The sequence below is a fragment of the Pseudalkalibacillus hwajinpoensis genome (assembly GCF_015234585.1).
Classification (GTDB): Bacteria; Bacillota; Bacilli; order Bacillales; family Guptibacillaceae; genus Guptibacillus; species Guptibacillus hwajinpoensis_B.
This window is the reverse complement of record NZ_JADFCM010000001.1, coordinates 807,924-822,372: the sequence shown is the minus strand read 5'-3', so window position 1 is coordinate 822,372 and position 14,449 is coordinate 807,924. Positions and strand designations below refer to the sequence as shown.

At 40.7% G+C, this 14,449-nt stretch carries 16 protein-coding genes; 7 read left to right on the top strand and 9 right to left on the bottom strand.

The genetic code is table 11. The features are described from left to right. The 3 genes from IQ283_RS03860 to IQ283_RS03850 form a co-directional block, all read right to left on the bottom strand. On the bottom strand, positions 1–606 hold the full coding sequence (locus tag IQ283_RS03860) for a nitroreductase family protein (RefSeq protein ID WP_194218821.1): 606 nt from the start codon (positions 604–606) through the stop codon (positions 1–3). 176 nt (positions 607–782) lie between these two features. Beyond that, positions 783–1,775 carry a Gfo/Idh/MocA family protein gene (locus IQ283_RS03855; RefSeq protein WP_194218820.1) on the bottom strand — a complete coding sequence of 331 codons (993 nt, stop codon included), beginning with the start codon at positions 1,773–1,775 and terminating at the stop codon, positions 783–785. Between the two features lie 15 nt (positions 1,776–1,790). Then, positions 1,791–2,447: a GTP pyrophosphokinase gene (locus IQ283_RS03850; protein WP_194218819.1), complete on the bottom strand. Its 657-nt coding sequence runs from the start codon at positions 2,445–2,447 to the stop codon at positions 1,791–1,793. A 193-nt stretch (positions 2,448–2,640) separates the two neighbouring features. On the opposite strand from IQ283_RS03850, the gene IQ283_RS03845 reads away from it, so the two are divergent. Further along, positions 2,641–2,838, top strand: a complete 198-nt coding sequence (locus IQ283_RS03845; RefSeq protein ID WP_194218818.1) for a hypothetical protein — start codon at positions 2,641–2,643, stop codon at positions 2,836–2,838. A gap of 43 nt (positions 2,839–2,881) precedes the next feature. On the opposite strand, the gene IQ283_RS03840 is transcribed toward IQ283_RS03845, so the two are convergent. Beyond that, complete coding sequence (locus tag IQ283_RS03840; RefSeq protein ID WP_194218817.1) at positions 2,882–4,207, bottom strand: short-chain fatty acid transporter; 1,326 nt, start codon at positions 4,205–4,207, stop codon at positions 2,882–2,884. Between the two features lie 118 nt (positions 4,208–4,325). After that, complete coding sequence (hpaB, locus tag IQ283_RS03835; RefSeq protein WP_194218816.1) at positions 4,326–5,768, bottom strand: 4-hydroxyphenylacetate 3-monooxygenase, oxygenase component; 1,443 nt, start codon at positions 5,766–5,768, stop codon at positions 4,326–4,328. A 190-nt stretch (positions 5,769–5,958) separates the two neighbouring features. Between hpaB and IQ283_RS03830 the strand changes: the two genes are divergently transcribed. Then, complete coding sequence (locus IQ283_RS03830) at positions 5,959–6,693, top strand: SurA N-terminal domain-containing protein (RefSeq protein ID WP_194218815.1); 735 nt, start codon at positions 5,959–5,961, stop codon at positions 6,691–6,693. A gap of 25 nt (positions 6,694–6,718) precedes the next feature. Here the strand turns inward: IQ283_RS03830 and IQ283_RS03825 are convergent, their stop codons facing one another. Then, the gene (locus IQ283_RS03825; RefSeq protein ID WP_194218814.1) at positions 6,719–7,132 is read right to left on the bottom strand and encodes an acyl-CoA thioesterase; all 414 of its coding nucleotides are present in this window, start codon (positions 7,130–7,132) and stop codon (positions 6,719–6,721) included. A 209-nt stretch (positions 7,133–7,341) separates the two neighbouring features. Here IQ283_RS03825 and IQ283_RS03820 point away from each other — a divergent pair, with 209 nt between their 5' ends. Next, a complete protein-coding gene (locus IQ283_RS03820; protein ID WP_194218813.1) occupies positions 7,342–7,764 on the top strand; it encodes a VOC family protein in 423 nt (140 codons plus the stop codon). A gap of 164 nt (positions 7,765–7,928) precedes the next feature. Here the strand turns inward: IQ283_RS03820 and IQ283_RS03815 are convergent, their stop codons facing one another. Then, on the bottom strand, positions 7,929–8,801 hold the full coding sequence (locus IQ283_RS03815; RefSeq protein WP_206759426.1) for an NERD domain-containing protein: 873 nt from the start codon (positions 8,799–8,801) through the stop codon (positions 7,929–7,931). Positions 8,802–9,045: 244 nt separating this feature from the next. Beyond that, a complete protein-coding gene (gene ilvD, locus IQ283_RS03810) occupies positions 9,046–10,740 on the bottom strand; it encodes a dihydroxy-acid dehydratase (RefSeq protein ID WP_194218811.1) in 1,695 nt (564 codons plus the stop codon). 244 nt (positions 10,741–10,984) lie between these two features. Here ilvD and IQ283_RS03805 point away from each other — a divergent pair, with 244 nt between their 5' ends. Further along, entirely contained in the window at positions 10,985–11,779 is a 795-nt protein-coding gene (locus IQ283_RS03805) for a helix-turn-helix domain-containing protein (RefSeq protein WP_194218810.1), read from the top strand. Further along, positions 11,769–12,209: an SRPBCC family protein gene (locus tag IQ283_RS03800; RefSeq protein ID WP_194218809.1), complete on the top strand. Its 441-nt coding sequence runs from the start codon at positions 11,769–11,771 to the stop codon at positions 12,207–12,209. The genes IQ283_RS03805 and IQ283_RS03800 overlap by 11 nt, the downstream gene beginning before the upstream one ends. A 57-nt stretch (positions 12,210–12,266) precedes the next feature. On the opposite strand, the gene IQ283_RS03795 is transcribed toward IQ283_RS03800, so the two are convergent. Then, positions 12,267–12,425, bottom strand: coding sequence for a DUF1540 domain-containing protein (locus IQ283_RS03795; protein WP_194218808.1), 159 nt, complete (start codon positions 12,423–12,425; stop codon positions 12,267–12,269). Between the two features lie 171 nt (positions 12,426–12,596). Here IQ283_RS03795 and IQ283_RS03790 point away from each other — a divergent pair, with 171 nt between their 5' ends. Beyond that, positions 12,597–13,799 carry an MFS transporter gene (locus IQ283_RS03790; protein WP_194218807.1) on the top strand — a complete coding sequence of 401 codons (1,203 nt, stop codon included), beginning with the start codon at positions 12,597–12,599 and terminating at the stop codon, positions 13,797–13,799. Positions 13,800–13,879: 80 nt separating this feature from the next. Then, positions 13,880–14,422 (top strand): DUF6944 family repetitive protein, encoded by a 543-nt coding sequence (locus IQ283_RS03785; protein ID WP_194218806.1) that lies wholly within the window; start codon positions 13,880–13,882, stop codon positions 14,420–14,422. The last annotated feature ends 27 nt before the right edge of the window (positions 14,423–14,449 follow it).

The window sequence follows — 14,449 nt, the reverse complement described above, 5'->3', positions numbered from 1 at the left end:
TTACATATAAGAGGAATGTTCTTTTTTAGATTGGGGCGCCGTGTCGCAAATTGTGAGGCTGTTCTTAATGGATTTCCGCTCTTTAGGATTCGGAATAACAGCGGGCTTTCCAATATGAAGCATGCCAACAATAACATCATCAGCTTCTAGCCCGATTCCTTCTCGAAACACCGGATCAAAAATAAATCCATTTGTTTTCCACACGACCCCAAGTCCTTTTGACCAGGAAAGAAGCTGGACATTTTGTATGAACGCACATGTAGCTGCAAAATCTTCATGTCTTTCTTTAGCTGATTCAGAGGATTTCATATAAACAACTAAATGAATGGGGATTTCATTAATGAATTGATTGATTTTCTCCTTCTTCTTCTCGCTCTTCTCTTCATCCAACTCATTTCGGACAATGCTTTCCTGCACTTGATCAATGAGTTGACCTTTCCCATCCCCTTTGTATAGGACAACTTCCCATGGTTCTCTAAATTTATGGTTTGGAGCCCATTTGGCATCTTCAAGTATCTCCACAATTGTATGTAGAGGAATATCGTCTGGATGAAATTTGCGAATCGTTCTTCTCGAAACAATTGTATCCTGAATCATCTCATACATGTCTAAAGCACCCTTTCTATATATACCTGCTTATCGTTGTGGCAATTAGATCTATTCAGATAAACTATTCTAATACTTATTTTATTGATAATGATTATCAATGTCAAATGGAAAATAATCATATTATGAATTTTACCCCTTAGATCACTTTTAACGAATAAAAAAAGAAGCCTACTTTATAGGCTTCCGCTCTTTTGATAATAATTTGCCACAAGCTGATCCATTACTTTACTTGTTCGTAAAGCTGTCTTACCAGTACTTGGTGAATGACTTTCTCCATTCAACTCATTCACGATCGTCTGAATCAAAGGCTGTTGAACATGCTCAGGGTAGTCGACTTCGATTTCACGTTCGCCCTGTTCATCTTTCAGAATCATTGGACGCTCTTGGAGAGTAGAATAGAGGAGTGACCCTTTATCACCAACAATCTCATTCCAATCTTCATTCTTATAAGAATTAAAGCACCATTGCCCCGTACCGTGAACACCTGATTCAAAGACGTATGAACCAGAGACAATATCTTCAGCCTGATACAGCTCCGCCTGATTCGTTGCAAATCCATTTACACTTTCAATAGGTCCAAGTACATAATCAAGAAAATCTAACGTATGACTTGCAAGGTCAAAGAAGTGACCACCGCCTGAAATTTCCGGCTGCACGCGCCATGGCAAGTTTCCGTTCTTTTCTTGTTCGGATGCTTTCTTATGGTGCACCGTAGTAACAAATCGAATGTTACCAAGAGCTCCACTCTCGATTACTTCCTTCACTTGCAGTAAGGCAGGCATAGCACGGCGATAGAAGGCAACAAACAGTGGCACGTGGTTCTCATCGCATGCCTTAATCATCTCCTCGCACTCCTCTGTATTTAGTGCCATAGGCTTTTCCACATAAACAGGCTTTGATGCTCTAGCTGCAAGAATGGCGTATTCTTTATGTGTTGATGGTGGCGTAGCGATATAAATCGCATCTACTTCTTCATCATCAATGAGTGCTTCTGCATTTGTGTACCACTTTGGAACATTGTGTCTTTTAGCATAATCTTCAGCAAGTGTTGCGTCTCGACGCATAACAGCAACGAGCTCTGAGTTCTCGGCTTTCTGAAAACCCGGGCCGCTCTTCTTCTCTGTCACATTCCCACAACCGATGATTCCCCAGCGAATTTTCTTCACATGAACACCCCTAAGTTAAGTTATTGTTTGCTTCTCTTCTTTTTCATGCTCTTTAAATTCATTTACTTCGTCTTTAATTCTCATCATTTTGGCATCAAGATAATGTACAATCTCGGCTGCCTCTTTTAATTCATCACTAAGATTTCCAGGTATTTCACCTTCAAATTTATAATAAATTTTGTGCTCTAAGCTTGCCCAGAAATCCATTGCAATTGTACGCAGTTGAATTTCAACTCTTACTAACTCAGGACCCTTTGATAAAAAGACCGGAATTTCAACAATCAGATGCAAACTTTTATAGCCATTCGGCTTTGGATTCTTAACATAATCTTTTACATCAATTAAGCGAATGTCATCCTGACTTTCAATCATTTCATAGATTCGATAAATATCATTTGTAAAGGAACACGTCACCCGTACTCCAGCAATATCGTTTATATGTTTTTTTACATTTTCAGTTGTCACTTCAAGACCTTTACGCTCAAGCTTTGCCATAATGCTTTCTGGTGACTTAATGCGAGACTTTACATGCTCAATAGGGTTATGTTGATGTACAAATTGAAATTCATCATTTAAGATAGTTAACTTTGTATTAATTTCATCCAGAGCAAATTTATAAATAAATAAAAAATTCTTCCATTCTTCTATTCGTTCTTGGAATTCCTTCTTCATACTGAAATCATCCTCTCACCACATACGGTACCACATTTTTGTGAATGGAGTATGAACGATCTTTGACGAACTCTAAACAATATTCTTTTACGCGTCCTAGGATTGATAGAAATTTATTATGCCTGTCGATTTTATTTTGTCGCCTAATTCTTTTGAGAAATTATGTTAAACTAACAGGAATAGGAGGAGAATAATGGATAAACCAAAATTTCATCCGTTCACCCTGATCAATCTATTCATTAGCGCCGTGGCAATGGGGATGTTTGCCTATGATATGTATAGTGAGAGCAAATTAGCCTACACCCTTACTTTTGTTATACTTTGTCTCTTTTTCACTTCTTCTGCAATCTATGGAATCATACGAAACCAAAAGCTAGATCGCGCGAATTAAATCAATCCACTACCCTATTGCAAAGGGGAGGAAATCCCCTCCCTTAACTTATGAAAACAAGCCCTAACGAAATTGCCACTCCACTTACGATTAGAACAATAAAGCAGTATCCCATAATGTCTTTTGCTTTTAATCCCGCAATCGCAAGAGCAGGCAATGCCCAAAACGGTTGGATCATATTTGTCCAGGCGTCTCCCCATGCGACAGCCATTGCCGTTTTAGGAACGGAAACCTCAAGCGCTTTTGCTGCATCTAGCATAATAGGTGCCTGAACCGCCCATTGTCCCCCACCAGAAGGGACAAAGAAATTCACAATTCCCGCACTTAAAAAAGCAAAGAATGGAAAGGTAAATTCGTTTGAGATGGAAACAAACCCTTCTGAAAGCTGAGCAGCAAGACCAGAAGCCACCATCATCCCCATTATTCCTGCATAAAAAGGAAATTGAATAATAATCCCGCTAGCTCCTTTAACTGCATTACCTACAGATTCAAGAAACAGACGCGGTGTACCATGAAAAAGAATTCCCAGGAAGAGAAAGCCAAAATTCACGATATTTAAATTCAGTTCAAATCCGGCGTTTACGAAATAATAAACAAGATAAGCAAGCCCAACAAATGAAATGATCATCGAGATGACGCGACTATTCTCGAGACGCTCAGCAGGTGTTAAATCTCCCTCCACAGTTGCAGCATGAAGGTTCCCTTCTTCTAGCAAAGTGCGATCAATTTGGACACGCTCTTCTTCCGCTGGAGACATAAAGTAATTAATAAGGGGTAACAGAATAAATAATGACGCGACAATAACGAGATTAAATAGGGAAAAGATCGTTTCCTTCGTTGATATGGTTCCAATGAGATCGGCTGTAAAATGATCAGGTGTTGCAATAGTCAATGGTATCGATCCAGCTAATCCACCATGCCACACAAGAAATCCACTATAGGCACTTGCGATCAGCAATCGGTAATCTACTTTTTCTACTTTTTTAGCAAGCTCTTTCGCATATAATGCCCCGATCACAAGACCAAATCCCCAGTTGATCCAGCTTGCTAGTAACGATACGAGTGTGACATACACAATGGCTTGTCCAGGTGTTTTCGCTCTCGCCGCAAGAAAACGAAGGCCTTTCTTGAAAAGAGGACTACTCGCAAGAACATATCCTGTTACAAGAACGAGTACCATTTGCATAGAAAAAGCTAGTAAACTCCAAAACCCTTCTCCAAAGTATTGCACCATCTGAACCGGTGAACTTCCAGTAAAAACAAGTCCAAATGCAAATACCACGAAAGTGAGGATGATCACAAATAAAAACGGATCGGGTAAATAGCGTTGCATGATGCGATTCGAAAATGAAATAGATGCTTTTAGCATATCTTCAACTCCTCTATGTATTGTGCCCCCTCCACATCATTCGGTAATAACAATCCCGTCTCCTTCCACACCTCAGAAAACGCTTACAAATTGAATCAAAAGCCGCACAGCGGCGACTTTATTCTCCTACTTTATTTAAGAATGCCTCAACCATATCGACATATGGCTGAGTATAATATCGGTTATAATGAACAGCTGCAAGACGGACGGGATCCCCAAAGAAGAACCTTTCAAATTGTGTTTGACGAGAACCAAAGGCGCTCATACCAAGGTCCCAAGCCATTCGAAATAATCTGACTCGCTCTTTCGCTTCAATATTCGCTCCTTGCAAATATTGTGCTAAATCTTCTTGGATATCGGAATTGAAATCTTTTTCAGTTGGTATGGAAATTAATCCACTTGCGCCGAGCAACTGAATAATTTCAATTAACCTCGGGTAAACAGCTGGAAAGTATTGACTGGCAGCTTTCAACGGCTGACTATCAGGTACAAGCGTTCCATATTGATTGAGCTGACTATTGACCTCCGATGCTAGTAAAAGAGCTTTCATAATCTCAAGAGTTGTGATAATTTCACTCATTTTTTGCTTCACATGCTCATACTCTTGAATTTGAATGGCATCTCCCATTGATTCGCAAAGCCCAAGAATATACTCTAACTTCACAACCTGCCTGCACACTGATTGAAATTGTAGAAACGTGTACATACCAGTCGCATCTTCCATTCCAGCAACGGTCTGGATATTCTTATATATAAAAACACATTCCCATGGTACAAGCACTTGATCAAACACAACAATAGAGTCAATTTCCTCAAATTGTGAGCCTAATGGATGGTCGAACTTCGAATCGCTATAGCAAAATGATTCCCTACATAGAAATTTGAGACCTTTTGTGTTTGATGGAATCATAAAACCAAAGATATACGAATCATCTAACGTATGCCCACCTGCGGGCAAGACGAGCAGTTCATCCGTCAATCCCCCCTGTGTCGCTAACAATCTTGCACCATGAATGACAATGCCTTCCTTCTTTTCTTCTACAACCTTAGCAGCTGTGATCGTAGAGTCATCAAAATACTGACCAATGGACCGATTTACCTGGGGATTAATAAATGTATGCGTTATGGATAGATCTTCTGTTCTTGCTTTTTCATATAATCTTTTGATGTTGTCACCAAAGACTTCCCGGTCCTCAGCAAAATGTTTATCCGCAACACCAAGTGTCATAAGTAATGTATTCATATAGTCAGGCGAGCGCCCCATTAACCCCGCATTCAACCTTGCCCACTCCTGTGTTGCTTTTCGACGATTGGATAAATCTTTTATTCGTTTTGGTTGATGATAGGAAAACCCATATGCTTCCTTTAAATGAGGTAACGCATAACGAAAAAGCTCTTCATTCTCCTCCTTACACTGATACTCGTATAGAGCAGCTTTGCTTTTCACTATTCCTTTAAATGGTGCTAACTCCGATATTTTGCCTGAGCACTTCTCCCCTGCAATCCATACTTCATTATTAAGTGCATCAATACGTTCAACATACTGCTTCCCATTAATCATGGAGTCTCACCTCTTAGTAATAAACTTCTTATTACTCTATGCGCTAGGCATCCTAGAAGTTAGTGCTTCCACCTGAATCACGAAAGAATGTAATAAGAATGTGGTATTTATCCCATACTTACTGTTAGGGGTTTTCAACTCTCTCTTTTTGTGGAACAATAGACACAGCCTTTTGAAAGGAGCATGTGAATTGCGTAAATTAACTTACTTACTCATAACAGGTTTACTAATCGTTGTATTAGCTGCCTGTGGAGGAAATGAAGAAAGCAGTAATGACAAGAAAGAAGAAGATACAAATACAGAAGAACAAGCACAATCCGGAGAGCAGGAACAACCGGAAGTTGATAAAGTTGATGCAGATAAGGTAGTAGCAACCGTTAATGGTGAAGAAATTAAAGGGGAAGATTTCAATGCCCTTTATAGCCAGAGCCAAATGCAGTACGTACAAATGGGCCAGGAAGTGCCTAAAGATCAGCTAGACCAAATGAAAAAACAAGTCGCTGAAAGCATGGTTGGACAGGAATTAATTCTCCAAGCCGCTCAGAAAGAAGGCATTGAAGCTTCTGACGATAAGATCAAAGAAGAGCTTGCTGGTATTAAAGAGGGCTATGAAGATGAGAAGAAATTCGAAGCAGCACTTGAACAAAGCGACATGACAATGGAAGATCTTGAAAAAGAAATTGCGAAGAACATCCAATATACAACTTACATCGACCAGGAAATCAAAGTTGATGAAGTGACTGAAGAAGAAATGAAAGAATACTATGATCAAGCAAAAGAACAGGGTACTTCAGAAGAAATGCCAGCATATGAAGATGTGAAACCTCAGATCAAAAAAGGTCTAGAAGATGAACAAAAATCGAAGAAAACTCAAGAATTAGTTGAGAAATTAAAGAAAGATGCTGACGTTAAAATCAACATCTAACTTTTATGAAAAGCCACTAGCAAAGTTACTCGCTAGTGGCTTTTTGATTTGTGTAAAGATGTGCTTCAAACTGCCTTCGTATTTCATCTGATATTGGCATGCTTTTTTGTTGATCAAAATGGTAGTTCACATACGTGGCCGATCCTGTTACACAAACTTTTTCTTTCTGATGAATTTCCTCATAAACCTCAAAACTCGTTCGCCCAATTCTCTTGATCCAAGTGTATACAGTTATCGGCGTTCCGTAATAGAGTTGGGAGATGTATGTCACATTCATTTTTAGAAGGACGCAGTGCCAATCATGAAAGGTTAAATCTGGATTAAACAATCGAAAAATCGGATCTCGACCAGATTCAAACCACACTGGAATGACCGTATTATTAATATGTCCTGCTCCATCTGTTTCTGAGACCCTTGGATCGATTACTTTCTGATACATAGAGCACCTCCTATTGTTTTACTAATTCGCTCTGAAAAGCCACTCTTCCTTTCTTTAAAAGAGCGTGAGTTTCCTTTCATATGCCCTACGAAAAACCCTCGTTGAATTGCGACATTTCGTGACGAACGAATGTTCTTTAGTATTTCTAGTCATAACGTTATACTAGATCTAGATAGACAAGCGACCTCATTTAAAGGAGAGTGAAGACTATGAAGCACCATCCGATTCCTTATTTCACATTTGAAGGCACAGCGCGAGAGGCTTTGGCATACTACGAAGAAGTCTTTGAAGGCGAGATAACCGATCTCCAAACGTTCGGAGAAGCAGACTTCGAAACACCACCAGAAATGGACAATTACATCATGCACGCACGATTCAAAAAAGATGAGCTCTTTTTCATGGTATCGGATACTTTTTTGAACCAAAACGTAACTGTAGGTAATAACATCTCTCTTGCCCTCGAACTTGATAGCGCTGAAGAAATTGAGTCGCTCTATGCGCGCTTGAAAGAAAAAGGCACCGTTTATATGGAGCTTCAGGATACCTTTTGGGGAGCGACATTTGCGAAGGTTAAGGATGCCTATGGAGTGATTTGGGATCTTAATTTTGAGAAATCCGAGTCGTCTAAATAGTGATGGGGGTCCTCCACGCGTGTGGGGGGCTTTTTTTGTGGTTGTTTGGATGCCTCCAGCGAAATTCGGGGGCTCTATAGCCGTTTATTGGCCAAAATTTGATTTTATTGGCTAAATCCAGAATATATTGGCCAAATCTGAGATTTATTGTCCAAAATCGAATTTTATTGGCTAAACCTGTTCAAATCCACTTCCAAATAGTACTTCCTACCTTTTTTGATGCCCTTACACTGAAGGTTCATGGCTCTTAACATTTTTGATGCGGCAGACACGGAATCCATCCTCAAAAACCGTCTCGCCTCCTGATTCGTAATCTCTCTAGACACAAGCAACGCATAATCTTGAAGCGCTCTTAAGTGGGCATCACGCGAATAGGCACCACACCTCTCGCAATACCACCTACCGTGCAGCCTCCTCATAGCCAGGCGAGCACACTCTGGACAAGCTACACCAACTAGCAAGTCATTCCGAGAAATTGAAAATCGCTTCAGTACATCTCGGTCAAGCGGCTCATGTAGCTTAACAAGAGTACGCCCCAGCTTTCGTACTTCCTTCATCGTTAACCATAATTCCCCATATCGTTGATCCAGTGACTTCACTTTTGTAGGCAGGTACTCACTTCGAATAACTTTTGAAGAAATGAACTGAACCGCCTCGGTCGCTTTTAAAACTGCTCTTCGGTTAGCCACTACAATAAGCGTTTCAATAGGTACTTCAGGTATTTTCATTTTTTGAAGTAAAGCACGAAGTTGAGAACGCTGACGTTCCACCTGAGTGAGGGGGTTTGGGAAGGCTTCTTCTTTCGTGTCAGAAATGCGTATTAATTGATTGAACGTAGTATCAAAATTGAGAATGCCTGAAATGTTTTTCACTTCAAGAATCAGAAGATAGTGCTGGCTGATTACAAGCGTATCTATTTGAAAATGATGAACACCGTCAGAAATTCGCAAGTCATGATAGATTGAAAACCGCTTATCGTCTAAAAAACTTAGAGGGAAATCCATGGATTTCTCACCTGATATTCCTGCTTGGTACATGGAAAGTTGCTCCTTTACTTCTTCATAGCACAGATGATGAGAAGGGAGGCGATTCAATAAGGTACTTAATTTGTGGAGATGTAGCGGGGGATCGTGTTCTTTCATTATCAAACGGGTACTCACTCCTCTAGCTTTTATTTTACGTATACAAATTCATTCTCCGCCACTCGATCATTTCCTTTGTTGAATAAAATGAAAAAGCCAGCTTCTTCATACAGAAGAAAGCTGGCTTTCGAACGAAAATTTATTCAATATCCAGATCCGTTACAGCGCCTTTTGCGGATGAGGAAACGAGTCTTGCGTACTTACCGAGAATACCTGTTTTGTATCTTAGCTCAGGTCGTACCCATTCTGCACGGCGACGCTGTAGTTCTTCATCTGTTACATCAAAATTAATTTGTTGCTTATCACTATCGATGGTAATGGTGTCGCCTTCTTTTAAGAGGCCAATCGGTCCACCAACAAATGCTTCCGGAGATACGTGGCCGATAACGAAACCGTGTGATCCACCTGAGAAGCGACCGTCTGTCATAAGCGCTACCTTCCCATTCAATCCTTTCCCAACAATCATGGAAGTAATGGATAGCATTTCCGGCATTCCTGGCCCGCCTTTAGGACCTACATTACGAATAACGAGAACGTCACCTTCTTTAATATCATCCGCTTCGATTGCTGCAGTTGCTTCTGCTTCGTTATTATAAACGCGAGCTGGTCCTGCAAAATGGCTAATCTTTTGACCGGACATCTTTGCAACAGAACCTTCAGGAGCTAGATTACCTCGAAGAACAACAAGTGGTCCGCTTGCTTTAATCGGATCATTTAGAGAACGGATGATTTCTTGTCCTTCTTTTAGCGATGGGGCTTCGGCCAAGTTTTCTGCGACCGTTTTTCCAGTCACTGTGAGGCAATCTCCGTGAAGCAAGCCATGCTCATGAAGAAGCTTCATGACGGCAGGTACGCCGCCAATCTCATAAAGATCTTGCATCACATATTTACCGCTCGGCTTCATGTCTGCGATGTATGGAACACGTTCACGAACGCGTTCGAAATCATCCAATGATAAGTCGACACCAGCTGAGTGAGCCATTGCCGTTAGATGCAAGAAGGCATTAGTTGATCCACCAAGGGCCATTACGACTGTGATCGCATTCTCAAATGCTTCTTTTGTCATAATGTCACGAGGGTAAATATCTTTCTCAAGAAGTGAAACCACCAATTCCCCCGCCTGACGACATTCAGATTCTTTGTAATCATTTACTGCTGGTGTTGAAGATGATCCAGGAATACTCATTCCAAGTGCTTCAACCGCAGATGCCATTGTGTTTGCGGTATACATACCCCCACATGCTCCTGCTCCAGGACATGCAGAGCATTCAACCTTGTGTAGCTCTTCATCGTTAATCGTACCAGCTTGATATTGTCCAACCGCTTCAAATGATGAAACAATGTCGATATCATTTCCATTCAGTTTACCTGGCTGAATCGTACCACCGTACACGTATACGGACGGAATGTTCATACGACCAATTGCGATTAAGCAACCTGGCGTTGTTTTGTCACAGCCGCCAATCGCTACAATGCCATCAAGACGTTCTGCATTTGTGACCGTTTCAATTGAATCCGCGATGATTTCGCGACTTGGCAAAGAATAGAACATCCCCTCATGCCCCATCGCAATACCATCAGAAACGGTAATCGTATTAAAAATCATTGGCGCGCCGCCGTTATCCTTAGCGCCCGCTTTCGCCTCACGCGCAAGAGAATCAATATGTACGTTACACGGCGTAACTTCACTCCACGTACTCGCTACACCAATCATTGGTTTTTTGAAATCTTCATCGGTAAAACCGACTGCTCGAAGCATGGAGCGGTTAGGTACTCGATTTACACCTTCACTGATTACTTTACTTCTGATTCGAAGATCTTTTTTGCCTTCCATTCCAATCACCCTTCCACATCACCTATAAAATTAGATAATTGATTCAATTCCAAATTTATATTCTTTGATGATACTAGTTTTCATGCTTTAACGCAAACAAATATCAGAAATTTCTTATAAACATTTGATAGCCAAGTAAATATTCCATTCATTACCTGTCATTCTCACTTGTTGGTTTGGTTAGAATAGCTTACGATTGGGCCACTTATTATGTTACCTTATAGTCACATTTCGGAGTGATGAGATGAACAAAGAAGAAGAACTATCGATCACATTCAGAGCATTAACGCACCCCATTCGAAGAGAGATATTGGACTTGCTAAATAACGGTCCAAAAACAACGGGTGAAATAAGTGAGGCTTTCGCTAATATAAGTCGCTATGCAGTTATGAAGCATCTCACAATACTTGAAGAAGCCAACCTTGTGCTTGTTCGCCGCAAAGGAAGACAGCGGCTGAATTTTTTAAACGCTGTCTCGCTACAAAAAATGGCTGATCGGTGGATGAGTCATGTTCAATCAAACGTTGCTTCCTCTTTATTAACATTACAATCAACTATTGAAAGGGGCATTACTCAAATGGAGAACGAATTTAAGCTAGATACGTTTCAAATTGAACAGGAAGTGCGCATTGAAGCACCGATCGAAAAAGTCTTTGCTTCATTGACAGAAGACATTAACTCCTGGTGGGCTTATCGCTTATGTGGAGAAGACTCAACACTTTCATTTGAAAATGAAATAGGTGGTCAATTTATAGAAAAGGGAAAAAACAGTCAGGCTCTTTGGGGTACCATCACTTATCTACATGCACCATATGAAATTCGCTTAAATGGCCTTCTTGGCATGACAGGGGCAGTTACGAGTGGCTACGCATATACACTAAAAGAAGATCGTGGGGCAACGCTCCTCTCCCTTTCTCATCAAGCATCAGGTCTACTTGATCCTAACTGGCATTCCGCTTATGAGGAAGGGTGGAAAGAGCTGCTTGGGACATTCCTTAAAAATTATGTAGAACAAGGGAAAAGATACAATGCAAACTAAAAAAATCGAAGTGAAAACAAGTATTTTGATTGAGCGGCCACCTGAAGTTGTTTTTAACTACATCACAAATTTCGAGAACAATCCAGATTGGCAAAGCGGTATGGTTTCGGCTAAGTTTACCAATGGGGTGTTGAGAGAAGGGGCGACATACGATCAAGTAGCTAAATTTCTCGGAAAAGAAATCAAAACCACTTTTATTGTTCGCCAATACAATCCGTACCACAAAATTCAAATCGAAAGCGTTGATAGTACGTTTCCGATTAAAGTCACAAGAGAAGTACAAGTTGCAGGTGAAGGTTGTGTCGTTAAGGCTGTCGTTGAAGGAAATCCAGGAAGACTCTTTTCACTTGCTCGTCCTGTTCTGAGTAAATTGGTGCAGCGCTCCATTGAGAAAGACTATGCTCATTTAAAACAACTATTGGAAGCGTAAACGAGAAGCCGCCCTCGCTTGAGGACGGCTTTTTTTAATGGTAACGCCTCAAAGAGTTTAAAGGGTACCAGGCTCAAATGTTTTACAATCCGTTTCTTCACTATTGCTTGCTTGATTTCCTTTATGACTGACAACGTAGATTTCGTCTGCTCCACACTGCTTACCATTTCGGTTGTGGACACAATTTGATACCTCGCATAATACATCCATAGCCATTCCCTTCACCTCCTTCTTTCTAGCATAAACAAAATAAGCTGAAGGCATACCGATCGGATTATATTAGGTCCTTTACCATTCGTTAGCATTAAAACTTTCTTCGAATTCCGTAATTTATGTTTACCGCTCATGGTATGATATTAGAAACTAAAGAAGATCGAGGTCAAAATGATGTGGCAGAACAAAAATGTCTGGATTTTATTAACCGGTGAATTTGTAGCTGGACTCGGCTTATGGCTCGGTATTATTGGTAACTTAGAATTTATGCAAGAGAAAGTGCCTTCTGATTTTATGAAAGCTGTCATACTTGCGATCGGACTTCTTGCTGGTGTAGCGATTGGCCCCTATGCAGGACGAGTGACCGATCAAGTGAAAAAGAAGACGGTGATGATCGTAGCTGGACTTGCACGAGCCATTAGCGTGATCTTTATGTTAGTGGCTCTTCAAACGGGGTCCGTACTCTGGATGGTTGTTTTTCTCATTCTTATTCAGACCGCTGCGGCTTTTTACTTTCCTGCTCTCCAAGCCGCCATTCCACTTGTCGTGAAAGAAAAAGAGCTCCTGCAAATGAACGGGATTCATATGAATGTCGCTACACTTTCAAGAGTACTGGGTACAGCTATTGCCGGAATCTTTCTTGTGATCATGTCTTTATCGACTATGTATATTCTTTCTTTAGGAGCCTACCTTATACTTGTAATCTTTACGCTTTTTCTTGCGATCGATGAACCGACCGCCTCTGTTTCACATCGTTCAAAAGCAGTAAGTGGCTTTAAGCATTTGTTTCCTATCATTAAACAGCTGCCCATTGTGACAATGACACTAATTATGACGATGGTTCCTCTTTTGTTTATTGGTGGTTTTAATTTGCTTGTTATTAGTATTAGTGAGCTTCAAGATAATCCTCTCATCAAAAGTTGGATTTACACCGCTGAAGGTCTTTCCTTCATGATCGGTGCTTTCGCAGTCAAAAGGCTTTCTAGGAAACAATCACCATACACAATTTTATTTCTTTTTTCATTTATTATTGGCCTCTCTCAACTGCTGCTCTTTTTCGCAAACAGCCCGATTCTTTCCGTTGTAGCATTTGCGGTATTCGGTTTCTCAGTCGGCTGCTTCTTTCCAACAGCTGCTACCATTTTCCAAACGAGGGTACCTAAAGAATATCACGGTCGTTTCTTCTCATTCCGCAACATGCTTGATCGCATCATTTTTCAAGTTGTGCTCTTATTAACGGGATTGATGCTTGATTTGATCGGACTTCAAATGATGTCTGTCATCTTTGGAATAATGTCGATGGCAATCACAGCTATTTTCTTCTTTAAATATCGCCAGAACGTCTATATTAAGCCTTTGAATGTTGATGTGAGTTAGTTTCCAATCAAATTGATTAACCGATTTTCCTATTTTGTATAGAATACAATAGGGCGACTTTTGAAGAAGGCGATCACATCATGAACAATGAAATAAAAGGTGTATTTGGATCATGGGTACAGGCAATTGGAACGATCTTAGCCGCTATTGGAAGTACACCTATAAAAGAAATCCCCTCCTCAATACTTGATAGTTTAAATCTTATTGGAAATGTGATGCAGGGAACAGGAAACGCTCTAATCGCTGATACGATTACTCCCCCTTCATTAGACAAGATTGGCAATCAGCTTCAGGCAATTGGGAATTCGACGGTTGTGACAGGGATTCTGATTGATTTTGATGATCGAGTGAAGCAAATACTGAATATTGACGGAAACTGGCTCCAAGCTCTTGGTGGAGGGGTATCTCTTGCAGATGCATTAGACGGAGAAGTCTCTGCTTCAGCGTTGTATAGCATTTATGGGAACTTCCTTCAGGCGGTCGGTAATTCACTACAAGCAATTTCAGGAATTAAAGAACTCAATAATGAAGAAGCAACAAATATTAATGTCGTAGGAAGCTGGATTCAGGCGGTTGGCTCTGTCATTTCAGCAATTGGCCAAACAAAATATCCTTCCTCTTAAAGAACCCCCTGATCGATCAATCAGGGG